Genomic DNA, 25,471 nt, shown 5'->3' with positions numbered 1-25,471 from the left:
TCTTACAAGAGAATTTCATTAAGAAAATCCTTCAGCACCACCGCCTGGTTATGTTCTGCATCCCTGGCGCCGTAAAGAAGAGTCACTCTGCCCTTCTCCAGTTCTTTCTTCACCAGAGAAATAAAGTTTTCTGCTGCCGGGTTCTCTTCCAGTTCCTTCCGATATCTTTTCCTGAATTCTTCATACTTTGCCGGATCATGGCCGAACCATTTCCGCAGTTCCGGGGAAGGAGCCACATCCTTTGCCCATATTCCCAGCGCCGCTTTTTCCTTTGACATGCCTCTTGGCCACAGCCGATCAGTAAGAATCCTAAATCCATCCGATTCCTCAGGCATTTCATATACCCGTTTTAACTGTATGTCCATCATAAAAACTTCCTTTCTCCGGAAGAGCGCCGGAATCGGTGCTCCCGTCATTTCTATTGTATCATGGCGGATCATAATAAAATGTGACTTCTGCAAAATTTCCGGTCTTCAGAACAGGGCACTTCCTCCCATAAAAAAACTGTGAAGCCATATTTCTATGGTTTCACAGTTTTTATGTTGTTTACTGATGATGCATCAGAGAGATCAGATTACATCATTCCGCCCTGGGGCATAGGAGGCATAGCCGGTTTTTCTTCCGGAATATCGCCAACTACAGCTTCAGTGGTAAGAACAAGGGCTGCAATGGAAGCTGCATTCTGCAGTGCGCTTCTGGTTACCTTGGCCGGATCCACAATGCCGGCAGCCATCATGTCTTCATATTTATCTTCAGCTGCGTTATAGCCGATACCATCGCCTGCTTCTTTTACCTTTTCAGCTACAATAGCGCCTTCCAGACCTGCGTTATCTGCAATCTGGCGTACAGGAGCTTCAATGGCATGACGAACGAGGTTAACACCGGTCTTCACATCGCCTTCTGCTTCAATGGAATCAAGGCTCTTCTGGATATCCAGGAAAGTTGTGCCGCCGCCGGCTACAATACCTTCTTCCACAGCAGCTCTGGTAGCATTCAGAGCATCTTCGATGCGGAGTCTCTTATCTTTCATTTCTACTTCAGTAGCTGCACCTACTTCAATGACAGCGATACCGCCGGACATCTTAGCCAGACGTTCCTGAAGTTTATCCTTATCAAACTGGGAAACAGCGTCTTTGTACTGTTCACGGATCTGTTCCACTCTGTGTTTGATTTCATCTTTGTCGCCGGCACCGCCTACGATGGTGGTGTTGTCTTTGGTAATGCGAACCTGATGAGCTGTGCCAAGATCATCCAGGGTTGCGCTCTGGAGCTTGCGGCCCATATCATCAGAAATTACATGGCCGCCGGTAAGGATGGCAATATCTTCAAGCATAGCTTTGCGGCGGTCGCCGAATCCCGGAGCTTTTACAGCAGCGCATTTCAGTGTGCCACGGAGTCTGTTCACAACCAGAGTAGCCAGAGCTTCGCCTTCCACATCTTCAGCAATGATGAGGAGTTCCTTGCCGGAACGAGCAACCTGTTCCAGCAGCTGGAGCATATCCTGCAGCATATTGATCTTCTTGTCGGTAATCAGGATGTATGGGTTATCCATAATGCATTCCATTTTATCCGGATCGGTAACCATGTACGGGGAGAGGTAGCCGCGGTCAAACTGCATGCCTTCTACTACTTTCAGGCTGGTGCCCATGGTCTTGGAATCTTCGACTGTAATAACTCCGTCATTGCCAACTTTTTCCATAGCGTCTGCAATCAGTCCGCCAATGGTCTTATCGGCAGAAGAAATGGATGCAACCTGAGCAATGGCTTCCTTAGTCTTTACCGGAACAGCTTTCTTCTTGATTTCTTCTACAAGAACTTTCACTGCTTCTTCAATACCCTTCTTCAGAACCATGGGGTTTGCACCGGCAGCCACATTTCTCATGCCTTCATGAATCATGGACTGAGCCAGAAGAGTAGCGGTGGTGGTGCCGTCGCCGGCCACATCATTGGTCTTGGTAGCTACTTCTTTAACCAGCTGAGCACCCATATTTTCAAAAGGATCCTTCAGTTCAATTTCACGGGCAATGGAAACACCATCATTAACGATATTCGGAGCGCCGAATTTCTTATCAAGAACTACATTGCGGCCTTTCGGTCCCAGAGTAATCTTTACTGCATTAGCCAGCTGATCAACGCCCTTCAGGAGAGCAGCGCGGGCTTCTTCATTATAAAGTACTTTTTTTGCCATTTATATCACTCCTAAGAAATTATAACTTTACATTAAAGAATAGCGAGAATATCTCTTTCAGCAAGAAGCAGATATTTTTCTCCGTCTTCGTCGATATCTACACCGGAATATTTAGCAAAGAGAACATGGTCTCCTACTTTTACTTCAAATGGTACGCGGCTGCCGTTATCAAGCATCTTGCCGGAGCCGATAGCCATAACTGTACCCTTCTGGGATTTTTTCTGTGCTGTATCCGGAATCAGGATTCCGCCTTTAGTCTTGGTTTCTTCTTCATCAACTTTAACGAGAACACGATCTGCCAATGGTTTTAACATGTCTATTCCTCCTTTGACTATTAGCACTCACTAGCATCGAGTGCTAACTTACTTTTCTATAATACATAACTTTCTTCAAAAATGCAAGTATTTTATTAAAAAAAATCATTCCTAAAAAAGGAAATTTACTATCTGCCTCTTTTTCAGGCACGCGAAAAGCCGGCTGCTCTTCGCAGCCGGCTTTCACCGATTTATCTTTCCTGTTTGACGCCTTCCCCAATGATACGTACATCCAGGGGCACATGGATATGATAGGTATCCATGATCCGCTTCTGCACTTCATGCAGAACGGCAAGCACTTCTTTGCAGGATGCATGACCGTTGTTGACCACAAAATCGGGATGCTTCGTGGACACCTGGGCATCTCCGATGGAGAAGCCGATCAGCCCGCAGGCTTTAATCATCGGTCCCACGTGATATCCCGGCGGACGAAGGTACATGGTGCCGGCGCTTCGTTTTTCCAAAGGCTGCTTCGTTCTTCTGGAAATCTGATGCTCCGTCATGTTCCTTTTGATTTCATCTGCATTTCCGGGAGCCAGATGGAGCTTGGCTCCCACAATGATATCCCCGTTATGCATAAAAATGCTGTCGCTGTCGCCGTAGTGAAGGTCATCCCACCCATAGATGCGGTCTTCCCTGCCATCCGCAGAAATGGTATAGACTTCTTCCACCACATTTTTCATCTGGCTGCCATATCCATTGGCATTCATGAAAACAGCACCGCAGAGTGTTCCGGGAATACCCACTGCCCACTCAAAACCTTTCAGGCTGTTCTTTTCCGCAAATCGGGATACGGTGCCGGTACCGGCGCCGCCCATGGCGGTAATCCAGGTCTCACTGCAGGTCATTTCCGGTTTCAGCCGGTTCGTGCATAAGGTAATCCCGCGAATTCCCAGATCCGATACCAGAAGATTGGAGCCCCCGCCGATAAAAGTCAAAGCGATCCCTTCATCATGGGCTTTAGAAAGAATCTTTTTCAGTTCCTCTATCGTCTGCGGAGTGACAAAGCAGTCTGCCGGTCCCCCGATACCGTATGTTGTATGACGGCTCATAGGCTCATTCAGCTTATACTGCCGTTCATTTAAAATTCCATCAAGAAATGCTTTCCAGTCTGTCATTGTTTATCCAATTCCAATACATCCATACCCTGCGCCATTGCATCGGATACAATCTTCTGCAAATCCGCAGCTACCTGATTCCAGCGGATAAATGCCTGGAGATATTCCTGGGCATTGCTGTTGTTGCTTACCAGCACAGCCAGTTCCTGGAGATGCTGATAGCCTTCTTCATCTTCCTTCTGGCCTGCCAGCTTGGCATAATCTGCCTTCATCTGAGCCATGATATATTCCTTCACCATTTTTCTGGCTTCTTCATCGCCCTTGATCTTTTCAGCTGCCGCAGTCAGCCTCTTCATCTCATCGCTTTCTTTGATGGCCCTGGCCAGATCATAGGCCGCATCATACGTATTCATGAGTGTCTCTGCCTCCTTTAAACAACCGTCCGCTCTCTTTTAAAAGATGAGGAAATCCGGTCTGCCTCAGTGCTTCTAATGCTACAATTGCTACCGCATTGGATAAATTAAGAGAACGGGCCTCTTCAATCATGGGAATCCGGATACAGTCATCCTTATGGGCCCTGAGCATATCCTCAGGAAGGCCTTTTGTTTCCTTCCCGAATACCAGTACATCGTCTTCCCGGAAAGATACATCCGTATAGGATTTCACTGCCTTGGTAGTATTATAATAAAAATGATGCCCCGCCAGCATTCTTTCCACGGATTGGAAATCGGGATGCACATGGACTTCCAGGAGATCCCAGTAATCAAGGCCTGCCCTTTTCAAATGCTTGTCATCAATGGAAAATCCCAAAGGTTCCACCAGATGGAGCGTCAGATGTTCCGCTGCGCAGAGGCGGGAAATATTTCCCGTATTGCCCGGTATCTCAGGCTCCACTAACACAATATGCATAGTTTCCCTTCCCAAAATTCAGAAATAACTTCCGTATCGGTCCCGATACTTATCTACCTGCTCCCTGCCGCCATAAAACTTGAATGTCTTGGGCTTCTGGCCCCGGTAGGAAATCTGGTAAATCGGTCCTGTTTCCAGTCCGTTCACCGCAATCCGATAAATATTGTAGTGGAATCCATCACTTTTCTGTGGAATCGGAAGACCTACCGCTTCCACACCCTCATTAAAAGTAAATTCCGATTTATAGCCGGGCGACAGGAAGGCAGCAGGATTCAGTTCTTCCTTTGTCAGCGGATCCGCCATTTCCACTTCCACCGTTAACTCATCTACTACGAATACATTCTTTATTTTATTGGCCGAAACAGGAATCATCATGCCTAAAGATAATACTACTGCCGGAATGACATATTTATATTTCATAGGTTCCTCACTTATAAAATACCAAAAGACTGTCCCCTCCCCGCACTTTTACTATTCTACCACATTCCGTCCAAGAGAAAAACAGGAGTACACAAAAGAGCAGGGCCGTCTTCCCACCGGATTGACAGCCCTGCTCTTTTTCTCCAATAAAAAAACTGCAGCGCTGCTGCAGTTTTTTTATCCTTATTTTCTTTCCTTAATTCTAGCTGCTTTGCCGGACAGACCACGCAGATAGAACAGTTTTGCACGACGGACAATGCCGCGGCGCTTTACTTCGATCTTTTCCAGACGAGGAGAATGAACCAGGAATGTTCTTTCAACGCCTACGCCATAGGAAATACGACGAACGGTGAAAGTTTCTCTTACGCCGGCATTTTTGCGGGCAATAACGATGCCTTCAAATACCTGTACACGTTCAGTCTTGCCTTCGATGACCTTTACATGAACTCTGACGGTGTCCCCCGGGCGGAATTCAGGAATGTCCTTTCTGAGCTGTTCATTTTCCAGTGTTTCAATAATGTTCACGATCTTTTCCTCCTTCTCACAAGACATTCATGCCGATCGCTTTTGGCAGAGGACTGTCCAGACTAACAGTAGCATTGTATCATACTTTTCATTGCATTGCAATCAGGAAGTAGATACTTTGATGCTGAATGCTTGAATATTATACTACAGGAAAAGAGGAAAAGCCAGTGGAAAATTCAACTCAGAAACAGGGCTCCGGATCTTCATTTCCGAGGACTGAAAACGCATCAGCCTGAAGGAATACTATATGCTGCATGCAAAAAGAGCTGTGCCGGAAATGACACAGCTCTTTTTCATTACAGTCCTGCCATGGGCATGGCCTGTTTTTTCAGTTTTTTCAATGCTTTGCCTTCAATCTGGCGGATACGTTCACGGGTAACGCCAAAATGCTTGCCTACTTCTTCCAAAGTACGGGGAGTTCCGTCATCCATGCCGAATCGAAGAGCCAGCACGCCTTTTTCTCTTTCCGTCAGGGTGTCCAGCATCTTATAGACCTGTTCCCTTCTCATAGTGGCGGCTGCTTCATCTTCCGGAGATGCTGTCTTCTGATCTTCGATGAAATCGCCTAAATGGGAATCTTCTTTTTCACCGATTGGCGTTTCAAGGGAAATAGGATCCTGAGCTGCTTTTTTTGCTTCCCTGATCTTTTCCACGCTGATTCCCATTTCCTTGGAAAGCTCTTCATTCGTTGCTTCCCTGCCATGTTCCTGCAGGAACCGGCGTCCTACCCGGTTCATTTTATTAATGGTTTCCACCATATGCACCGGTACACGGATCGTACGGGCCTGGTCAGCAATGGAACGGGTAATTGCCTGCCTGATCCACCAGGTGGCATAGGTAGAGAATTTATACCCCTTGGTGTAGTCAAACTTGTCCACTGCCTTTAACAGGCCGATATTTCCTTCCTGAATAAGGTCCAGGAAAGGCATGCCGCGGCCGGGATACTTTTTAGCAATCGAAACGACCAGACGGAGATTGGCATTAGCCATTTCCTTCTTTGCTGCTTTGGCTGCTTCTTTTTCCTCCGGTGTAGCATCCTTCTTTTTGCCTTTTTCAATCGTTTTGGCCAGATTCATTTCCTGCTCTGCGCTGAGCAGAGGATTGGCACCGCATTCCCTGAGATAGAGACGCACAGGATCGCTGACGCCGCCGGCCGTCCCATAGTCCGCATCTTCTGTCTCTGCTGTATCTGCAGCATTCCATTCCTTGTCCTCTTCCAGACCATCTTCTTCATTTTCCAGAATCATTTCTTCGGAGAGATCCTCATCTTCTCCGTTGAAATCAGTATCATCCGGTTCTCCGGCATCTTCATCCTCGTCTTCATCATACACAAGATCAATATTGTGCTCATGAAGAAGATTAAAAATCCCATCTAACTGTTTCTGTGTCAATGATTTTTCTTTCGTAAAACGAATAATCTCGTTATAAGAAAGATTGCCATCTGCATTGACCCGTTCCTGCAGTTCTTTCAGCCACTGTGCAAGCTGCGCTGCCTTAGCTGCCAAAGTAGGGACACCTCCTCAAACATACAAATATTTTTCACAAAATAAATCTGTCAGGGAGCCCGCTTATATAATTTATTGTTTCCTGCTTCCTCAGAAGCCTTGTCAGAAATAGCCTGCCCTGTTTCCTTTAAGTTAGATTACAATGATACTCTAATTGATAGGAAAAATCAATAGAGAAAATATATTCTACTGTTTTTCATCCAGAAAAAACAGCAGGAAAAAAGCACTCCTTGCGGAATGCTTTCTGCTGATGGTGACCCAGGAGGGATTCGAACCCACGACCCACCGCTTAGAAGGCGGTTGCTCTATCCAACTGAGCTACTGAGCCATATATTTGGTCGGGGCAGCCGGACTCGAACTGGCGACCCCCTGCTCCCAAAGCAGGTGCGCTACCAACTGCGCTATGCCCCGTGACACTTAGATATTTTATTACATCCTCCCCATTTCGTCAAGTGGGAAAATAAAATAACAGGATGGCGGGATCGTTTCCGGTTTCCTGTAAGTCACTAGCCATGATGCAGTTCCCGCACGACAAACAGGGACCGTCAAACGATCTTCTCCCACTATACCTTCTTATGTCCCACGTCCTCTGCCTTAACGAAGCCCAGGTAAATATTTCCTATAATCCAGGCCACATAATCATCCACCGGCACAGGAATCGTACGCATCCCTTTGGGAATGAGCCGCTGGAATCCTCTGGCAGGATGATCTTTCCAGTACCACTGCTCTCCCATTTCCGTAGTATATTTTTCATCCACCAGAACAACCGGTATATTTCTTTCCATGGTTTTCAGGAGTTTTATACTGCGGTCTTTCATTTCATTGTGGCGCGTACCGTTTCCCATGATAAACGCCCGCACCGGATATCGGGAAAGAAGCGCAGCCACTTCTTTTTCATAGTCCAGGGTAGGTATGACCTTTTTGAAAATAAGGCTTCCATCTTCTTCTACCACGGCGCAGCCGGTTTTATCTTTTCCCGGATCCACAGCAATTATCATGGATTTCCATCCTTCCGTTCTACCCGTACATCAATCAGAAGCGGACCCTGGGAATAAATATCCCTCCGTGCTGTCACGGTCAGTACACACTGTCCCCCGTATTCCTTGACCTTCTGGATGACATCAATCAGTTCCTGGCCTTCCAGTATACCTACATTACCGGTAATAGGATCCGGCAGGACTCCCTTGGACTGGGCATAATGATTCAGGTCCTTCAGGAAGCGCAGAACCTGAAGTTCATAATTTTTAATATTCTGATAAGCATCCAGATTGCCTCTGTATATCACTTCGCCCTTACTGAAAATCAGGCGGTTGTCATGAATGTCAAAATCAACGATGAGCCGTTCTCCACGGATCAGGTTCTGGGCTGCCACAATGCGCACCAGCTTCTTATTTTTAGCGCCGGTAATTTCCTGTACTGCACTGTCAAAGTCCGCCTGACTGATACGCACCAGGTTTACACTGTCATCAGTCACATTCATCTGCTGTTTCAGCATGCCGTTAATATCGTTCAATACGCTTTCAAGTACTTTCGCTGCCTGCTCCTTTGTCATATTTTCATCTACGGTCACGCTGGTCAGCACCTGTCCGGCCTGCATGACTACCTGCCCTTCCCGGAGGGCATAAATATTTTCAAGAAGCGTCTTCTTTTCCTGATTCAGGGTGCTGATATTACTGTTCAGATCTTCCTTCGTTTTTTCCAGATTCTGGATTTCCTGAGCTGATTTCTCTATGCCGGCCTGCGCCTCATCATAAGCATCCTGCACAGAGGATAATTCATTCTCCATGTAAACACGCTGGCTTTCCACCCGATCCAGTTCCCTGGATGTTTCTTCCGATTTTTTCGTTACATCCTCATATTCTTTATTTCTGGCTTCCAGCTGGAGTTTTCCCTTTTCCAGTTCCCTGTTCTTCACTTTGATTTCCTGGTTCAGATCATTCATCTGCGCCTGCAGCCGGGAAAGGCCGAAAAGGGCTACTCTTACATTTTCATTCACCACGGCCATGACCGCCACCGTGGAAAAAGAAATGAGCACCCCGGAAATGATGGTAACTATGACTGATGTATATTTAGGCCGGAGTCCAAAAAGAGTCATTCTCCTTTTGCCTACCTTGGATCCGATACGGTCTCCCAGAAAAGCAATAACTCCTCCCATGATAATCAGGACAAGGAGTATGGCAGCCCCTATAAACATGAAACTCCTCCTTCCTTTCGATTCTTAAAAGTATCTTATTTTATTATACCGTCTTTTCTATTTTTATGAAATACCGGAAATGTAAAGTCGGGCAGTGCTTCAGGATAATGCTGACCAAATCATGAAATGAAATTCACATTGATCTCCGAGATAAAATCCGGTAACAAGGTCTTCTCGATTTTTACGGCAGTTAATAAAATTTCGGTTTTTGTTTCCCAAAAGCTGCCGACAGTAAACCTCTGCATTTCTGAAAGCCACCCGGACAGGCAGCATCGCATGACTTCCAAACAGGGTGAGAACAGCCACGCCCTTCACTTCGGAAACTGCCGCCTGATACTGCACCAAAATCTGCATTAAACTTCAGAAATATTTTTTGACATGCAAAAAGGAGCTGTGTAAAGGCGTATGATTCACAGCTCCTTCTTCAACGCATTATTTATCTACCCGGTGGATGAGCCAGCAGCCTGTCACCAGTGCTATGAGATTAGGCAGCCATACAGCCAAAGTAGCGGGCATTACATGTCCCTTTCCCAAAGCTTCCAGGAAAGTCATAATCGCATAATAGAGGAAAATGATAACTACGGAAAGGCCAAAGCCTATGGAGGAGGAAGACCTCTGCTTCTGTACCCCCAGCGGCGCCCCTACAATAGCAAATACGAAACTTGCCATGGGGAGGGAGAACCGGCGGTGTACTTCCATCATAATAGGCGTAACATCAGCATGAGCAGCTGCATAGGCCCTTTTGGTCAGCAGCAGTTCCCTGATGGTCATCTCATCATAATTTTTCTTTTCCTTCGGAATATCTTCCGGGGACTGGGCATAAGGGATTTCCTGGCGGTCAAAGTGCATCATCCGGTCCACACCGTCGCCGGTGAGGTCATAAATGACACCGTCCGTCATAATCCATACTCCGTTCTGCCAGATCGCCTTCGGTGCATTTTCCACACGGGTCACTTCTTCATTCTGGAATTCCTGCACCGTTATATTTTCCAGTTCCTTTGTTTGCGGATTATATCTTCTGGCATAGAGCAGATGCACAATTTTTCCGTTCTGTACGTCTCGTACCACCACATGATCGGTAACACCGGGATTAAAGTTCTTCTTTATTTCCGTATTCAGGACATACTCATACTCCCGGTTCGTCCAGGGAACCACATATTCATTGAAAGCCACAGCACAGAGGCTGATAAGCAGAGAAAGTATGAATACCGGCGTTGCCAGCCGCAGAAAACTCTGCCCGGAGGAACGCATGACGATAAGTTCACTGGAACCGGAAAGCCGGGAGAAGCACATCAATGCTCCAAGGAGCACTGCCATGGGAAATGTGTATACAATGATACGGGGCAGGGCAAGAACAAAGATTTTAAGAGCCGATACAGGAGAGGCTCCATACTTCGTCACATAGCTGGCTATTTTAAGAAGGGTGTCCGCCCCCAGGAAAATCGCAGTGAAAGCGGCTACGCCAAAGAGGAAAGGGCCCAGAAACTCTTTCAGTGTATATTTATCAAGAAGTCTCATCAGCAGATTCCTTCCTTTAATTTTAAATCTGTCATAAGCTGAAATTTTCCCCCAGGTAGAATTTCTTTGCCACAGGATTGACGGCTATTTCATTGGCCTTTCCCTTGAGAAGGATTTTCCCTTCGGAAAGAATATAGGCATTATCTACAATACGCAGTGTTTCCCTTACATTATGGTCTGTAATCAGGATCCCGATTCCCCGCGTCTTGAGATGCATAACCACGCTCTGGATATCCTCCACCGCCAGAGGATCGACGCCGGCAAAAGGTTCATCCAGAAGGATAAAGGCCGGATCCATGGTGAGAGAACGGGCAATTTCCACGCGGCGCCGCTCGCCGCCGGAGAGGGCATTCCCCTGGGTATCCCTTACGTGGCCGATATGAAATTCATCCAGCAGAGCTTCTGCTTTTTCTTTCCGTTCCGCAGGAGACAGTTCCTTTCTGGTTTCCAGAAGAGCCATGAGATTTTCCCACACTGTCATTTTGCGAAACACAGAGGCTTCCTGGGGCAGATATCCGATGCCGAACTGGTGGCGCTTGTAGATAGGCATTCCCACCAGAGAAGTGCCATCTACGGTCACGTCCCCTTCATCCGGCTGTATAATACCTACAATCATGTAAAAGGTGGTCGTTTTCCCTGCACCGTTCGGCCCCAGGAGGCCAACAATGGTTCCCTGTTCCACTTCCACGTTTACATGATCTACGACTGTTCTTTCACCGTATCGTTTAATCAGGTTATGTGTTTCTATCTTCATTTGACATTCCTTGTTTCTAAGGGAGCACCCGCTTCTTCAGGCCGTCCTGCTATAGGGGTGGCTGCTGTTACAGGGCCCTGGGGAGCACTGCTGCTTCCGGAAGAAGATCCGCCTTCTGCAGAGCTGTCAGCTGTGCTTCCTGTATTGGTAATGACTATGGTGCTTCTTCCTGTGGTTTCCACCACTTTATCCGCATCCCGGAGCACCAGTTCCGGGCCGGTAAAGGAATTGCCATTCTGGTTTGCCCAGGCATTGCCGGAAAGAACCAGCTTGCCATCAGTACCGTTAGAGCCGCTTCTTGTATAAACAGCCTCATCTCCATAGCCTACAGCATTATGGAGGCTGCTGGAGAGATTGACACCGCCGGTGGCAACCACTTTGACCTGCTTCAAATTGCCTTCAATATGAGGCGCTTCCAGTGTTCCATCCGGAGATTCCAGATAGCCGTTTCCTTCAATTTTGCCAAAGCCCGTGTCCGGGTTATACATGACATCATCGCCTTTAAGAGTGCGGTTTTCCGCTCCGTCATGGAAGTAAACACTTCCTATACCCCGGGCGGTTTTGTCCTGGTAAAGATACATGCGATCGGATGAAAGGGTCGTTGCTTCTTTAACATAGTGCACACCGCCTTCCAGGAAGGCACTTCTGTCTTCAAAGTGGTATTCTCCTTTGGCGCCTGTGATCTCTGCTCCCTGATTGGCATGAATAACCACATTTCCTGTAGCAGTGACCACCTTTGTATTTCCATTATAGGTCAGCACATCTGCCGTTATATCATCTGCCATGGCACTTCCTGCCATGCCTGTAGAAACAGCCAGTGCAATCAGCGCGGTATATAAATATCTCACTTTTTCCCCTCCTCTTCAGCCAGCTTTGCATGCCCTCTGGCCGTAATCTCCTGAAGAATCCGATCCGCTTCAAAACGGTCGGCCGTCAATACCTTACCATCCTTTTTAACTACAAAGGCTTTATCCGTGGAAAGGATTTCCTTATTCCCATCATAGGTCAGATTTTCCGCATACAGCTCTTCGCCGTCTTTGGTATTTCCCTGTACGTTGCCTTCAATATAAACGGTTTTTGCCTTACGGTCAATCCTTCCCCTGTCAGCGGTAAGATGAAGTTCTTTATCATCCTTCATGAAAAAGCCTTCTACCTTCTCCATGGTAACCAGGTTCTGATCCTGGCTGACAGCCACATGACCTGCTTTGAACCGCCACACAATCTTGCCGTCCTTGCTTTCCTTCATGTCCGTATTATGGAACTCCATGGAAGAAGAAGAGGAAGAGGCCGCATTCATGCCCCTGTTATCATCCTTGAAGAGGAAATAGATTCCTCCTGCCGCCAGGAGAATCAGCACCACAATCAGAATCAGATTCCGGTTCTTTTTCATTCCTTTCCTCCTTTGGTTTCATTCCATTCTTCATCCATGCCGCACGCAAATTTTTTCTTTTCTTCACTGCTCAATTCATTATACATCCGAATCTTTCCGGGCCTTGTCCAGAACAGATGCTGGAACCACAGCCAGTCTGCCGGATGTTCCTTGATAAAGCCTTCCATAATAGAAGCCATCTTCTGGGAGTTTCGAAGCAGGTCTCCATTCTTGTCTCCCGTATCTTCATAGTAAAAATGCTTTCCTACGCATATGGTGTGTCCCTTTCCGCCGGGATTTCTCACAATGAAGATAGGAACCACCGGAGCCTTGAATTTTCTGGCAAATACGGCCGGCCCCTGGGGAAAGGAAAACACGCGGTTCATAAAAAGTACCGGCACGCCTACCTTGTTTCCATCCTTGTCCGACAGAAAACCCAGAATATGATTCTTTTTCATGGAGCGGGCTGCTGCAATCATTTCATAACCGCCGGTACCGGTAAGGTAAATATGCTGCCCTGCCATAGCCCGGTAGCTGTTAATGATCTTCATCAGCGCATCATCGGACTGTTTTTTACCGATGGCCGATGTATCATAGCCATGGAGTGCCAGACCGGCTCCCAGCCATTCCCAGTTTCCCATATGCGCGGTAAGTCCTACGATGCCCTTTCCCTCTGCATAGGCTGCTTCCAGATTTTCAGGATGGTCGATCTTTACATAATCATTAATATGGTCCTTCTCTCTGCAGAGCCGGGGCATATACATCATTTCCATGGCAGACATGCCTATGTTCTGATAAACCTTCTGCAAAAGCTGTTCTGCTTCCGGACGGGAAACGCCAAGTCCGATCATGATCTGCCGGATTCCGCGTTTTTTCTGTTTTGCTATGCGGTTCATGATGAGGGGCCCCAAAAAGCGCCCCAGGGCCAGGATATGATCATAGGACATGGAGCAGAGCATACTGCTGATTCCTTTCAATATCCCGTAACGTACACTGAATAACATGGCTTCACTTCTTTCCGGAAAACTTTAACTATTGAATGGATTTCAGAAAAATAAAATTTTCCTGAAATCTGAAAGAGACAGGTATCTACTGGCGGATTTCCTGTACTTTATGATACGAATCCACCGCTTCTTTCCAACGGTGCTGGGCCTTTATCACTTTTTCGATGAATTCCCGGGCCGCTCCTTCTCCTCCCCGGCAGCGGGAAACAAAGTCTGCTGCTTTCCTGGCTTCTTTTACCCCATCCCTGGGGCAGGCAGAAAACCCTGCCCTCTCCAGGAGCGGCAGATCATTGAGATCATCCCCCATATAAGCCGCCTGCTCCCAGGAAAGGCCATATTTCTTCAAAAGGCTTTCCATGGCTTTCACTTTATCCGTTACCCCCATAAGGATAAAATCCACCTGCAGCTCATTTCCTCTGGCTTCTACAATTTGGCTTCTGCGGCCTGTAATGAAGCCGGTGATATAGCCCATACGGTGCGCCAGCGAAAGCCCAAGGCCATCCCTCACATGAAAGAGCTTGCTGTTTTCACCTGAGGCTCCCATGACAAGGAAGCCCGGTGTCAGGGTACCGTCCACATCAAAGGCCAGGAGTTTTATATTTTCAGCCTGCTTCATTACATAACCCCCTGCTTCAGGAGATCGGTAATATGGATCATGCCGATAGCCCTGCCTTCTTCATCGGTTACGGGAAGAACGGTAATCGGATGGGGCCTGTGTTCCTCCATCAGATGGAGTCCTTCCGCCGCCAGCCGTTCTTTATGAATCACATGAGGATGAACAGTCATAACCTTCTCCACCGGCAGAGACAGGAAGTCCACGCCTTTTTCCAGGCCTCGCCGCACATCGCCGTCGGTCATCAGTCCCTGCAGCCTGCCTGTACTGTCCACCACCGAAACGGCGCCAAGGCCCTTGTCGGTCATGACGAAAAGGGCATCCTTCACAGACGCTTTTTCAGAAATCAATGGATTTTCATTTCCCTTATGCATAACCATTTCTACGGTAAGAAGCAGTTTCTTTCCCAAAGAGCCGCCGGGATGGAATACTGCAAAATTATCAGCAGTAAAATGATGTCTTTCCATCAAACATACTGCCAGTGCATCGCCCAGCGCCAGAGCAGCGGTGGTAGAACTGGTAGGTGCCAGCCCCAGGCTGTCCGCTTCCTTTGCCACTCCTGCATCCAGCACGACATCCGCATTCTTTGCCAGCGTAGAATGAGTCTTTCCTACTACGGCTATCAGCTTGGCGCCAATCCGCTTCAGAGATGGAAGGATATTCAGCACTTCTGCCGTTTCACCGCTGTTGGAATAAGCAACCACCACATCATCAGCGGTCACCATGCCCAGATCTCCATGAATGCCCTCTGCAGGGTGAAGGAAAAAGGCCGGTGTCCCGGTGCTGGCCATGGTGGCCGCTACCTTCCGGGCAATATGACCGGATTTACCCATGCCTGTCAGCACCACCCGTCCCTTCGCCTGTTCGATAAGATGAACAGCTTCTTCAAACTGCCCATCCAATTTATCCACCAGGGAAATTACGGCTTCCGCTTCATCGCGGAGCACCCTGGAAGCTGTTTCAATGACTGACATAATGCCTCCACAACGCTGTATTGCTAACTCGAAAATACTTCAATGATTCTATTATTATACAATACTTTTTCTTTGAAATATATCCAACCTGCTGTGGGTTCAGCGGAGAAAATGAAGGAAGAACAGAAAAGCAGGAAATAGAAAACAGCTGCAGGTACTTTCCAATGCTAAAAGGGCACCAGATATAAAACCGCTGCAGAAAGTACCTTCACTTTTCTCTATATTATGCCATGCGAAACCATAGGAGAGTATTCCGGAAAAGCATCCCCGGCTTCCCGGTTCAACGTACCCTATTTTCCCAGTCCTTTTTCTTTATCCTTTTTGACCACTTCGTTAATGGCAATCAGATCTTTCAGCAGATCTTCCAAAGCCGACAGATAGAGCATATTAGTGGAATCAGAAAGTCCTTCCGGAGGATTATCATGGACTTCCATAAAGAATCCATCTACCCCGGAAGCCGCTGCTGCCCTGGCCAGATAGGGAATAAACTCTCTCTGTCCACCGGTGGAGCTTCCCATGCCGCCGGGGAGCTGCACACTGTGGGTCGCATCAAAAATGACGGGATATCCGAACTGTCGCATAATGGGGAAAGAACGCATATCCACCACCAGGTTATGATAACCGAAAGAAGCGCCTCTTTCCGTCACTGCCAGGTTCGGGTTATGGGCTTCTTCCATCTTTTCAATAACATTCTTCATATCCTCCGGCGCCATGAACTGTCCTTTTTTTACATTCACCGGTTTGCCTGTTTTGGCAGCACCGTATACGAGGTCTGTCTGACGGCAGAGGAAAGCCGGAATCTGAAGCATATCAAGCACCCGGGAGGCAGGAGCCAGCTGAGTTACATCATGCACATCGGAAAGCACAGGAACCTGCAGTTCCTTCTTGATATCTGCCAGAATTTCCAGTCCTTTTTCCAGTCCCGGTCCACGGAAAGAATGATAGGAGGAACGATTAGCCTTATCATAGGAGGCCTTGAAAATATACTGTACGCCAAGACGTTCACAGATTTTTTTGATTTCCCGGCCGATCATAAGCGTCCTGTCATAGCCTTCAATTACACAGGGACCGGCAATCAGGAAAAGTTTTTCTCCATCTAGAGTAAGATTTCCTACATGTATTGTTTTCATAAGTGATTCCTTTCAAAATACTCATTTGCCTTTTTCAAATCTGCTTCCGTGTCAATACCAATATCCTCGGTCTGTACCGGTATGACACCGATTTTATATCCCATTTCCAGAGCCCGCAGCTGTTCCAGAGACTCAGTCTTCTCCAGAGGCGTCTGTTCCATTTTAGCGTAAGCCAGCAGGAAATTCCTGCGATATGCATAAATACCCACATGTTTCAGCGGAGGCACGGAAAAGTCATGTCTTGGATAGGGTATGAGGGAGCGGGAGAAATACAGCGCCTCTCCCTTTCTGTTCACTACGACTTTCACCGCAGATGGATCCTCATATTCCTCTTTACGAAGCGGAGTGGCTACTGTCGCCATGTCCAGCTCCTCATGGTCCATGAGATCTCTGGCCAGCCCATCTATGACTTCAGGATCAATAAGCGGTTCATCGCCCTGTACATTCACAATAATATCATACTGTGGAAATTTTTCTGCCACTTCCGCCAGCCGGTCCGTTCCCGTAGGATGGGATACAGAGGTCATCACCACATGGCCGCCAAAAGATTTCACTTCTTTTTCAATATCTTCGTGATCTGTCGCCACAATAACCGTATCCGGCACCTTGGCCAGAAGGGCCCGTTCATATACACGGTGTACCAGCGTTTCACCTGCAATCAGGCGGAGCGGTTTCCCCGGAAGACGGGTGGAGGCATACCGCGATGGAATAATACAAGCAACTTTCATTTTAAATCCTCCCATTGCTGTTCAAGCAGCTGCCGGCCTTCAGGAAAGGCCATCTCAATTTCTAATACATAAAACGGCACCACCGGTTTTTCCATTTCCTGAAGATGCATCATTTTTACCGCATCTTTTTCGGTGGTCACAATCATGTCTGCGCCGTATTTAACCGCTTCAGACAAAACATTACGTATGTCCTCATCTGTATAATGATGATGATCATCATAGGCCATTTCACCGGTCAGGAAGAATCCGGCCTCCCGGGCTGTACCGGCAAATGCGGCAGGGTTTCCTATACCGGAAACAAGATAGGCTTTCTTTCCCCGGATTGAGGAAAGCGCCCCTTTGTGGATCCGTTCTTTCCACAAAGGAAACGGGACAGCGCAGGACGGACGGTGACAGGCGGAAATCACAGGCACATCCCCTGCCAGGTGTGCCAGCCTTTTCTTCAGTTTATCCAAAGTTTCCGGTTTCACCTGATCACTTTTTGTAAGAATAAACAGGCTGGCCCGTTTTAAAGCATCCAGCGGTTCCCGGAGCAGTCCCCGGGGCAGGGCATGTTCATATCCAAAAGGATTGGATGCATCTAAAAGAACAATGTCCCTCTCCCTTTTCAAAGGCCAGTACTGGAATCCATCATCCATCAGAAGAATATCCGCTCCCAGTTTCCGTGCCTGTACAGCAGACCTGATACGGTCTTTCCCTACAAAGACCGGTACCTGCGGCAGTTTTAAAGCCATCATATAAGGCTCGTCGCCTGCCATGTCCTGAGAGACAAGAATTTTTTCCCCATCAGATACCATGCCGCCTTCTTTTTCCAGTCCGCTCCGGTATCCCCGGCTGATAACAGCCGGATGACAGCCTTCGTCTTCCAGCATTCTGGCAATTCCTATAATGCAGGGAGTCTTCCCGGTACCGCCGGCTGTAATATTTCCTACGGAAATAACCGGTATGCCGCAGTCTTTTGCGTCAGCCATTTCCCGGTTCCGTCTCTTAACCACCTGGGTCAAGTACACTTTTTCCAATTGTTCCAGCAGATGCAGAACAAGCCGATCCCTGAATCCGGGAGATGAATTTTTCATCAGGCCTGTCACATATGTTTCAAGACTCATTCGTTTCCCTCAGTTTGATACCATATTCTCTGACCAGTTCTTCAAAGGCAAGGATATTGCGTTCTGTGGCTCCCTGGTTTTCATGAACCACTTCCAGCGCTGCCTCTCCCATTTTTTTCATTTTCTCCGGATGGCTAAGAAGATCCAGCAGGGTCTTTTCAAAAGAGTTCTCATCAGGAGTCATGATGCAGACGCCCCGTTCGGAAAGGAGTTCGAAGATTTCCTGAAAATTAAACATATAGGGACCTACAATCACCGGTTTGCCATGGGCTGCCGGTTCCAGAATATTATGTCCCCCTACCTTCACAAAGCTTCCTCCCACAAACACCACGTCTGCCAGACTGTAGAGCCGTCCCAGTTCCCCGATAGTATCCAGTATGACAATCTGGGCATCTTTCCCATCGTCTTCCTCTGATCCCATTTTAGAGCGTCTGAGCACTGTATATCCCTGATGCTTGATCATGAACCGCACAGAAGCGGCTCTGGTAATTTCACGGACAGCCAGCAGAAGTCTTGCATCAGGATAGATTTCCAGTATTTTACCGAAGGTGCGGACTACGATTTCCTCTTCGCCGCCATGGGTGGAGCCAGCCACAATAATAGGCCCTTTCCCTTCAAACCGGAATTCTTTTCTCAGTTTTCTTTTCTCTTCTTCTGATACTTCCGCATAGGTCTGGTCATATTTTGTATTGCCTGTAATAGCGACTCTGTCAGGCACCGCGCCCATGGAAATAATCCTTTCCCTGTCAATGCGGGACTGCATGCAGAATTTACGGATTTGAAGAAGCATTTTCGTTGTAAACCTTTTAATAAGGGAGTAGCGCTTCATAGACCGTCCGCTGATCCGCCCGTTCATCATCATGACCGGGATCTTCTTTTTCCAGGCCAGACGCAGAAAATTGGGCCACAGTTCCGTTTCAATCAGAATGATGGCTTTAGGATTGACAATATTAACAATCCGTTCGGTAATGACCGGCAGATCAAACGGGAAGAAAATATGCCCGTCCGCTTCCGGAATAATCCGCTGTGCCATGCGGTGCCCTGTTGCTGTAACAACGGAAACGACTACCATTTCATCGGGATATTTCTTCTTCAGTTCCCTGACAATCGGACTGGCTGCTACCACTTCGCCTACGGAAGCCGCATGAACCCATATGGCGTTGTGATCTGCGATCTGCAGGAGCGTAGGCGTGGGCATGATGCCGGCGCTCTGCTTCAGCCTGTCATAAAAACCTTCTTCAAAGACAAGGCGGTAGATAAGCACCGGAATCTGAAGGATCCAGTAGGCCACCAGGCAAATATTATAAAACCAGTACAATGGGATATCTCCTTTGTCAGAATAACCAGACGGAAAAGAAATAAAAAGGTAAAAATTGATATTTGATATTCGAGAGGAGCTTTCTTTTTCACACTGCTGGCTCTGTTTCCCGCAGGACACCGCTGCGGCGGCCTGCAGAAAACAGACAACTGTTTACCCCTCTTTTTCTTTATCCTCCACCGCTTCTTCTGCTTCTGTCACTTTGGCACTCATAGTGTAAAGATCATAGTAGAGTCCGCCTAAAGCCATCAGTTCTTCATGTGTTCCCCGTTCAGCAATGACACCGTCATTCAGTACCAGGATCTGGTCCGCATTTTTAATAGTAGACAAACGATGGGCAATCACGAAGGATGTACGGCCTACCATCAGCTTGTCCAGAGCATCCTGCACCACCTTTTCACTTTCCGTGTCCAGTGCGGAAGTGGCTTCATCAAGAATCAGAATTTTCGGATTTTTGAGAATGGCACGGGCAATGGCGATACGCTGGCGCTGACCGCCGGAAAGAATCAGTCCCCGATCCCCTACCCTGGTATCGATGCCATCGGGCAGTTCACGAATAAATTTCTCCGCATTGGCGGAACGGATTGCAGCCCACACCTCTTCCTCTGTGGCATCCAGCCGTCCATAAAGTACATTATCTCTGATAGATGTATTGAAGAGAAGAGTATCCTGGGGAACCAGACCGATCTGGTCACGGAGAGACCCCAGAGATGCCTTGCGGATATCCATGCCGTCAATATCAATTTCCCCGCCGGTAATTTCATAGAACCGGGGCAGCAGATTGGCTATGGTGGATTTTCCTGCTCCCGAAGGACCTACAATGGCAATGGTTTCTCCCGGATTGGCCTTGAAATTCAGATCCGTCAGCACCGGATGGCCTTCTTCATAGGCAAACTGCACATGTTTGGCTTCTACCAGGCCTTCCTTGACCACCAGAGGCTTTTCATTCTCATGGTTCTGGTCTTCTTCCTTCTCATCCAGAATAGCAAAGACTCTGTCTGCTGCTGCCAGGGATTTCTGAATATTACCATAGCTGTCGGCAATACGTTTAATGGGGTTGGCCAGATTGATAGCATAAATGAGGAAGGCAATGAGCTCGCCGGCTGTCATAATGCCGTCAATGACAGAGACACCGCCATACCAGATAATAACCGTAATAGCCAGAGCTGCCAGAAATTCCACGACCGGTGTGAGCTGGCTCTGCTGACGAATGGAACGAACTGTAGCCTTGAAATTATTCTGGTTGACCTTTTTAAAGCGTTCTGTTTCATAATCGCAGCGGTTAAAGCTTCTGATAATACGGACACCTGAAATGGTTTCCTGCAGCATGGCTGTCACATCAGCCAGCCTTTCCTGTACATTTCTTCCGGAAGAATGAAGCTTCCTGCCAAAGAACTTAATCGTCACGGAAACAAGGGGCACGATGATAAGACAAAGGATAGTCAGTTTCCATTGGAGGTAAATCATGGCTGCAAAGGAACCGATGAAAATAGCTCCTTCCTGCACCAGCATGATGAAATCCGTGGTCATGGCCGTCTGCAGGGCACCGATGTCATTGGTCAGATTGCTCATGATCTCTCCGGTGCGCCTTTTGTCAAAATAAGAGATCGGCAGGTTCTGCAGATGCTCATAAAGGCGGTTGCGAAGATCACGGATAACCGACTGCCCGATATATCCCATAAGATAGCGATGGGCAAAGGTAGTAGAGCCACGGATGAAAAACACAACAATAATGGACAGGATAATCAGATAAAGCATGGTAAGATCCTTGTCTTCCAGCACTTTATCAATGACATCCTTGATAATCCAGGGAACATACAGATTGGATGCTGATACCGCTACCATACAGATGATAGAAATAATCAGCAGTTTGATATAAGGCTTCAGAAATGTAAGAAGTCTCTTATAACTGTTTAATTTGCTTCGTTTATTTGCCATGAACAGCTCCTGCAGTTTTTATAATAAGCTCGGCCACACGGCGGACAGCTCCGCCGGATCCCAGCGCTTTTCGCACTTCCCTGATTTCCCGGATATTATTTTCTCTTGCTGCTTCATCCTGCAGCCAGGGGAGCAGGATGGAAACAATATGGGCCGCATCGGCCTTGTCCTGCAGCAGTTCCGGTGTCACTTCCCTGTTTAAAAGAAGGTTGGGAAGTCCTGCATATTTGACATGGACAAGAAGATTGGCTAAAAGCCAGGTAACCGGAGCCAGCTTATAGACCAGTACCGTAGGCAGTTCCATCAGCGCCGTTTCCAGCGTTGCCGTGCCCGATGAGGCAATGCAGGCCGTACATATCTGCATAAGATCATACTGATGACCTTCCGTAATTTCAATGGAAAGAGATCTTTTACCGATTATTGATGTAAGCATTTCCTTAGGAATGGTTGATGCCCGGGGAATGAAAAACTGACAGGATTCCTTTTGCGCCAGCTTTTCAGCCGCTTCCAGCATAATGGGCAGAAGGCCTTCCACCTCATTTTTCCGGCTGCCCGGCATGAGAAGGATGCGCTTTGATGATGGATCCCCATGAAAATAATCCATGGCTTCCTTGAAAGACATGGAGGGTTTCACCGTATCTGCCAGAGGATGTCCTACAAAAGTAACATGAGCCCCGGCCCTGCGATACGCTTCCGCTTCAAAAGGAAATATGGATGCCACCTGTTCCACATCCCGCACAATATTCTTCGCTCTTCCTTTATTCCAGGCCCAGATGGTAGGAGCAATGTAATAAATAACCGGAATTCCGAGTTCTTTGGCCGTATGAGCCAGCTTCATGTTGAAACCCGGATAATCCACACAAACAAGCACGTCCGGCCTTTCCCGAATCATAGCCTCTTTCAGCAGGGAACGCAGGCGGAAGAAAAAGGGAATGTGCCTGATGACTTCTACAACCCCGATAATGCCGAGATTTTCTATATCATAGATAATGCGGACGCCGCTTTTTCTCATATCGGCCCCGCCCATGCCGAAAATATCCGCCTCCGGCATCATTCTTTTCAATTCCGCTGCCACGGCAGCAGCATGCATATCACCGGATGCTTCTCCGGCAGACATCATTATTTTCATAAATTATCCTGTTCTACAGCAAGAATGACGATGCCTTTTCTATCGGCTTCCTCCAGCACCGCTTTCTTTTCTGCAAAAAGAGTGTGCCAGGCCTCAATAGCCAGCACGGCACAGCCGCTGTCTTCCATGGAATGAAGGGTTTCCAGCCCTATGGCAGGCATATCAAACCGGGTGTCCTGGGTCGGCTTTGCCGTTTTGACCACCACAGCGCCGCCTCTGGCCAGCGTGCCGCCCCGGCGGATGCAGGCATCCGTTCCTTCAATGGCTTCCACCGCCATTACTGCCTGGTTCTTCACTACCACTGTCTGTCCCAGATCCATGGCACCAATTGCCTTAGCCGCCTTAAAGCCGAAAGCCACATCCGCCATCTGTTCTTCTGTAGGTTTCTTTCTGGTAAATACCTGCGGTCCCGGCATCAGCGGTTTTAAATACTTTGTCTGATCAAGGACAGAAATTCCATCCTTTGCCAGTTCATCCACAATCGCCAGCGTAACCGTATCATCCTTGAAATTCATCTTTCTCAGCCGGTTTAATACTTTAATCGCCCTGAGGTCAGGAAATGGATGGTCCTTAAACAGCCATTCCTTCGTAACCTTGCCAATCATAGTCACTTCTCTGACCTGCTCACGAACCAGCGTTTTAATGACCTTATTCAGCTTAAATGCACTGATTTCATAATATGCATCTGCCATATCCTTCAGCCTGGGATCGATTCCGGGAATCACTGCAATGCACACTACCCGATAACCCTGGGACTGCACGGCTTCTGTAAATTCTACGGGAAGGGTGCCGATACCCGCCAAGAGACCGATTGTTTCCATAAAAACCTCCCTGCGTCAACTCTTTTTATTTTATCATTTCTCAAGAAACTGCGCACTATAGAAGCCGCAAAAAATATAGCCCTAAAATCGTTGATTTCCGGGTAGGCAGATTTCTTTTTTCTGCTATGCAGCAGGGAAAGGTGCATCCGTTTCTGTAATCGCTGCCCTGCGGAGAGAATCGATGAAAGCAGGAAATACACACCTTTGCATCCGGACTCTTCCAATGAAGCGGCGTACCTTAGTGTTATGGAAATATTCTAAATGATATAGAATCCTGTCTATTTTATGATATTTGTCTTTGAATAGCAAGCCGATTCCTGCCAAAGAAGAAGAGGCGCTTTCTACTGACCGTACAGATGGGGGGATAAAAAGGCCCCGTTGAAAATAAAAATCCGAGGAAGAAACGACAGAAAATGAAAAACGCTTATGATAGATTCCGGTGATCGATGCCGGACAAAGTTTTTTCTCTATAATTTCCTGCAAATCAGGCAATAACAGAAATGCCGTCCATAAGCAGTTTCCCTCCTATTTATATGGCATCCTTCGACTGCAGAATGCCGCTTTTTTATTTTCCATATAAAAAGACCGTATCCCCTTTCGGGAATACAGTCTTTTTACATGCTTGATTAATGTTCATCCTTGGGAATCATGTCTGAAGCTTTCAGCGTTCCCTTCTTTCTGCGTTCTGCAAATTCAGCAGTAGCAGTAAAGAGCACATCACTGGAGCTGTTCAGTGCGGTTTCGCAGGCATCTTCCAGTACGGAGATGATGAAGCCTACACCTACCACCTGCATGGAGATATCATTGCCGATACCAAAGGAAGCGCAGGCTACCGGAATGAGGAGCAGGGAGCCGCCGGCTACGCCGGAAGCACCGCAGGCGCCGACAGTAGACACAATGCAGAGCAGAAGAGCCGTAGCCATATCTACCTGGATACCCAGGGTATGAGCAGCTGCCAGAGCCAGTACGGAAATGGTAATGGATGCGCCGGCCATGTTAATAGTCGCGCCCAGAGGAATGGAAATAGTGAAGGTATCCGGATCAAGCCCCAGTCTCTTGCAGAGAGAAAGGTTAACCGGAATATTGGCTGCAGAGCTTCTGGTGAAGAATGCATATACACCGCTTTCACGAATGGTTGTCCATACCAGCGGATAAGGATTCTTGCGAACCTTGGCAAATACAATCAGCGGGTTCATGACAAGGGCCACCAGGAAGTAGGATCCGATAAGGACGCCGAGCAGCTGTACATAGCCGAGAAGGGCTCCCAGACCTGCGGTACCTACGGAATCAGCTACCAGACCCATAATGCCGAGAGGAGCAAAATGAATGACCCAGGTTACCACTTTGGTAATACCGGCTGCAATATCATTAAGGCAGTTCTTCGTGGTATCACCGGCACAGGTTTTCAGGGCAATCCCCAAAATGATAGCCCAGCCAAGGATACCGATATAATTGGCATTCATCAATGCGGACACCGGGTTATCCACGATGCTGAGGATCAGGTTGTGCAGAACCTGCACAATACCGCTTGGCGGAGCCAGTTTGGTATCCGGCGCTACCTGAAGAGACAGGAAGGTCGGGAACAGGAAAGACATGGTAACGCCCACTACGGAAGCAAGGAATGTGCCGATGACATACAGTTCAATAATCGGCTTCATGCTGCCGCCGGCGCCTTCTTTTCTCTGGGCCATGGCATTCATGACCAGGAAGAATACAAGGATCGGTGCTACACCCTTTAAGGCTTTAACAAACAAATCCCCGAAAATCTTGACCACCGGAATGGCCGGCGGGAAAAACACGGCGATGCAGATACCAATGACAAGTCCCACGGCAATCTGCTTAATGAGGGACACCCGGCTAAGGATGCTCTTAATCTTGTTAAACACGATTGAAACTCCTCCTCCAATGAAATAAAATTCCCATTTAATCCTATTCCATCCCCATATATTCTATTTA

At 47.7% G+C, this 25,471-nt stretch carries 27 protein-coding genes and 2 tRNA genes; all 29 read right to left on the bottom strand.

The window, feature by feature from the left end; all coding sequences use genetic code 11:
* Positions 1 to 2 precede the first annotated feature (2 nt).
* A complete protein-coding gene (locus ACI4N7_RS03250; protein ID WP_439731937.1) occupies positions 3 to 365 on the bottom strand; it encodes a DUF488 domain-containing protein in 363 nt (120 codons plus the stop codon).
* Between the two features lie 209 nt (positions 366 to 574).
* Positions 575 to 2,188, bottom strand: coding sequence for a chaperonin GroEL (groL, locus tag ACI4N7_RS03245; RefSeq protein WP_439731936.1), 1,614 nt, complete (start codon positions 2,186 to 2,188; stop codon positions 575 to 577).
* A 32-nt stretch (positions 2,189 to 2,220) separates the two neighbouring features.
* Positions 2,221 to 2,502: a co-chaperone GroES gene (gene groES / locus ACI4N7_RS03240; RefSeq protein ID WP_439731935.1), complete on the bottom strand. Its 282-nt coding sequence runs from the start codon at positions 2,500 to 2,502 to the stop codon at positions 2,221 to 2,223.
* A gap of 191 nt (positions 2,503 to 2,693) precedes the next feature.
* Positions 2,694 to 3,620 (bottom strand): UDP-N-acetylmuramate dehydrogenase, encoded by a 927-nt coding sequence (gene murB / locus ACI4N7_RS03235; protein WP_439731934.1) that lies wholly within the window; start codon positions 3,618 to 3,620, stop codon positions 2,694 to 2,696.
* Positions 3,617 to 3,973: a YlbF family regulator gene (locus tag ACI4N7_RS03230; RefSeq protein WP_439731933.1), complete on the bottom strand. Its 357-nt coding sequence runs from the start codon at positions 3,971 to 3,973 to the stop codon at positions 3,617 to 3,619. The genes murB and ACI4N7_RS03230 overlap by 4 nt, the downstream gene beginning before the upstream one ends.
* Complete coding sequence (locus tag ACI4N7_RS03225; RefSeq protein WP_439731932.1) at positions 3,960 to 4,469, bottom strand: tRNA (cytidine(34)-2'-O)-methyltransferase; 510 nt, start codon at positions 4,467 to 4,469, stop codon at positions 3,960 to 3,962. The genes ACI4N7_RS03230 and ACI4N7_RS03225 overlap by 14 nt, the downstream gene beginning before the upstream one ends.
* 18 nt (positions 4,470 to 4,487) lie before the next feature.
* Positions 4,488 to 4,889 (bottom strand): hypothetical protein, encoded by a 402-nt coding sequence (locus ACI4N7_RS03220; RefSeq protein WP_439731931.1) that lies wholly within the window; start codon positions 4,887 to 4,889, stop codon positions 4,488 to 4,490.
* Positions 4,890 to 5,072: 183 nt separating this feature from the next.
* Positions 5,073 to 5,414, bottom strand: coding sequence for a 50S ribosomal protein L19 (rplS, locus tag ACI4N7_RS03215; RefSeq protein WP_366461195.1), 342 nt, complete (start codon positions 5,412 to 5,414; stop codon positions 5,073 to 5,075).
* Between the two features lie 296 nt (positions 5,415 to 5,710).
* Positions 5,711 to 6,919 (bottom strand): RNA polymerase sigma factor RpoD, encoded by a 1,209-nt coding sequence (rpoD, locus tag ACI4N7_RS03210; protein ID WP_439731930.1) that lies wholly within the window; start codon positions 6,917 to 6,919, stop codon positions 5,711 to 5,713.
* A gap of 251 nt (positions 6,920 to 7,170) precedes the next feature.
* Positions 7,171 to 7,247, bottom strand: a tRNA-Arg gene (locus tag ACI4N7_RS03205).
* A 7-nt stretch (positions 7,248 to 7,254) separates the two neighbouring features.
* A tRNA-Pro gene (locus ACI4N7_RS03200) sits at positions 7,255 to 7,330 on the bottom strand.
* Positions 7,331 to 7,482: 152 nt separating this feature from the next.
* Positions 7,483 to 7,917: a Holliday junction resolvase RuvX gene (locus ACI4N7_RS03195; protein WP_439731929.1), complete on the bottom strand. Its 435-nt coding sequence runs from the start codon at positions 7,915 to 7,917 to the stop codon at positions 7,483 to 7,485.
* Positions 7,914 to 9,113 carry a DUF3084 domain-containing protein gene (locus ACI4N7_RS03190; RefSeq protein ID WP_439731928.1) on the bottom strand — a complete coding sequence of 400 codons (1,200 nt, stop codon included), beginning with the start codon at positions 9,111 to 9,113 and terminating at the stop codon, positions 7,914 to 7,916. Before ACI4N7_RS03190 ends, ACI4N7_RS03195 begins: the two co-directional genes overlap by 4 nt.
* Positions 9,114 to 9,212: 99 nt before the next feature.
* On the bottom strand, positions 9,213 to 9,467 hold the full coding sequence (locus ACI4N7_RS03185) for a hypothetical protein (protein WP_439731927.1): 255 nt from the start codon (positions 9,465 to 9,467) through the stop codon (positions 9,213 to 9,215).
* 78 nt (positions 9,468 to 9,545) lie between these two features.
* Positions 9,546 to 10,631, bottom strand: a complete 1,086-nt coding sequence (locus ACI4N7_RS03180; protein WP_439731926.1) for an LptF/LptG family permease — start codon at positions 10,629 to 10,631, stop codon at positions 9,546 to 9,548.
* A 31-nt stretch (positions 10,632 to 10,662) separates the two neighbouring features.
* Positions 10,663 to 11,385, bottom strand: a complete 723-nt coding sequence (lptB, locus tag ACI4N7_RS03175; RefSeq protein ID WP_439731925.1) for an LPS export ABC transporter ATP-binding protein — start codon at positions 11,383 to 11,385, stop codon at positions 10,663 to 10,665.
* Positions 11,382 to 12,233 (bottom strand): LptA/OstA family protein, encoded by an 852-nt coding sequence (locus ACI4N7_RS03170; protein ID WP_439731924.1) that lies wholly within the window; start codon positions 12,231 to 12,233, stop codon positions 11,382 to 11,384. Before ACI4N7_RS03170 ends, lptB begins: the two co-directional genes overlap by 4 nt.
* On the bottom strand, positions 12,230 to 12,775 hold the full coding sequence (gene lptC / locus ACI4N7_RS03165; protein WP_439731923.1) for an LPS export ABC transporter periplasmic protein LptC: 546 nt from the start codon (positions 12,773 to 12,775) through the stop codon (positions 12,230 to 12,232). Before lptC ends, ACI4N7_RS03170 begins: the two co-directional genes overlap by 4 nt.
* Positions 12,772 to 13,758 (bottom strand): lysophospholipid acyltransferase family protein, encoded by a 987-nt coding sequence (locus tag ACI4N7_RS03160; RefSeq protein WP_439731922.1) that lies wholly within the window; start codon positions 13,756 to 13,758, stop codon positions 12,772 to 12,774. Before ACI4N7_RS03160 ends, lptC begins: the two co-directional genes overlap by 4 nt.
* An 85-nt stretch (positions 13,759 to 13,843) precedes the next feature.
* A complete protein-coding gene (locus ACI4N7_RS03155) occupies positions 13,844 to 14,374 on the bottom strand; it encodes a KdsC family phosphatase (protein WP_439731921.1) in 531 nt (176 codons plus the stop codon).
* Positions 14,374 to 15,345, bottom strand: coding sequence for a KpsF/GutQ family sugar-phosphate isomerase (locus ACI4N7_RS03150; protein WP_439731920.1), 972 nt, complete (start codon positions 15,343 to 15,345; stop codon positions 14,374 to 14,376). Before ACI4N7_RS03150 ends, ACI4N7_RS03155 begins: the two co-directional genes overlap by 1 nt.
* A gap of 290 nt (positions 15,346 to 15,635) precedes the next feature.
* A complete protein-coding gene (kdsA, locus tag ACI4N7_RS03145; RefSeq protein ID WP_439731919.1) occupies positions 15,636 to 16,475 on the bottom strand; it encodes a 3-deoxy-8-phosphooctulonate synthase in 840 nt (279 codons plus the stop codon).
* On the bottom strand, positions 16,472 to 17,203 hold the full coding sequence (gene kdsB / locus ACI4N7_RS03140; RefSeq protein ID WP_439731918.1) for a 3-deoxy-manno-octulosonate cytidylyltransferase: 732 nt from the start codon (positions 17,201 to 17,203) through the stop codon (positions 16,472 to 16,474). The genes kdsA and kdsB overlap by 4 nt, the downstream gene beginning before the upstream one ends.
* Positions 17,200 to 18,309 (bottom strand): tetraacyldisaccharide 4'-kinase, encoded by a 1,110-nt coding sequence (gene lpxK / locus ACI4N7_RS03135; RefSeq protein WP_439731917.1) that lies wholly within the window; start codon positions 18,307 to 18,309, stop codon positions 17,200 to 17,202. The genes kdsB and lpxK overlap by 4 nt, the downstream gene beginning before the upstream one ends.
* Positions 18,299 to 19,627, bottom strand: a complete 1,329-nt coding sequence (locus ACI4N7_RS03130) for a 3-deoxy-D-manno-octulosonic acid transferase (protein ID WP_439731916.1) — start codon at positions 19,625 to 19,627, stop codon at positions 18,299 to 18,301. Before ACI4N7_RS03130 ends, lpxK begins: the two co-directional genes overlap by 11 nt.
* Before the next feature lie 153 nt (positions 19,628 to 19,780).
* Positions 19,781 to 21,565: a lipid A export permease/ATP-binding protein MsbA gene (msbA, locus tag ACI4N7_RS03125; RefSeq protein ID WP_439731915.1), complete on the bottom strand. Its 1,785-nt coding sequence runs from the start codon at positions 21,563 to 21,565 to the stop codon at positions 19,781 to 19,783.
* Positions 21,555 to 22,694, bottom strand: a complete 1,140-nt coding sequence (gene lpxB / locus ACI4N7_RS03120) for a lipid-A-disaccharide synthase (protein WP_439731914.1) — start codon at positions 22,692 to 22,694, stop codon at positions 21,555 to 21,557. Before lpxB ends, msbA begins: the two co-directional genes overlap by 11 nt.
* Positions 22,691 to 23,515 (bottom strand): LpxI family protein, encoded by an 825-nt coding sequence (locus ACI4N7_RS03115; RefSeq protein ID WP_439731913.1) that lies wholly within the window; start codon positions 23,513 to 23,515, stop codon positions 22,691 to 22,693. The genes lpxB and ACI4N7_RS03115 overlap by 4 nt, the downstream gene beginning before the upstream one ends.
* Positions 23,516 to 24,141: 626 nt before the next feature.
* Entirely contained in the window at positions 24,142 to 25,401 is a 1,260-nt protein-coding gene (gene sstT / locus ACI4N7_RS03110; protein ID WP_439731912.1) for a serine/threonine transporter SstT, read from the bottom strand.
* Between the last annotated feature and the right edge of the window lie 70 nt (positions 25,402 to 25,471).

Origin of the sequence: Dialister sp., from assembly GCF_051885895.1 — a bacterium.
Lineage (GTDB): Bacteria > Bacillota > Negativicutes > Veillonellales > Dialisteraceae > Dialister.
The sequence above is the reverse complement of the archived record's forward strand: the minus strand, read 5'-3'. Positions and strand labels throughout refer to the sequence as shown.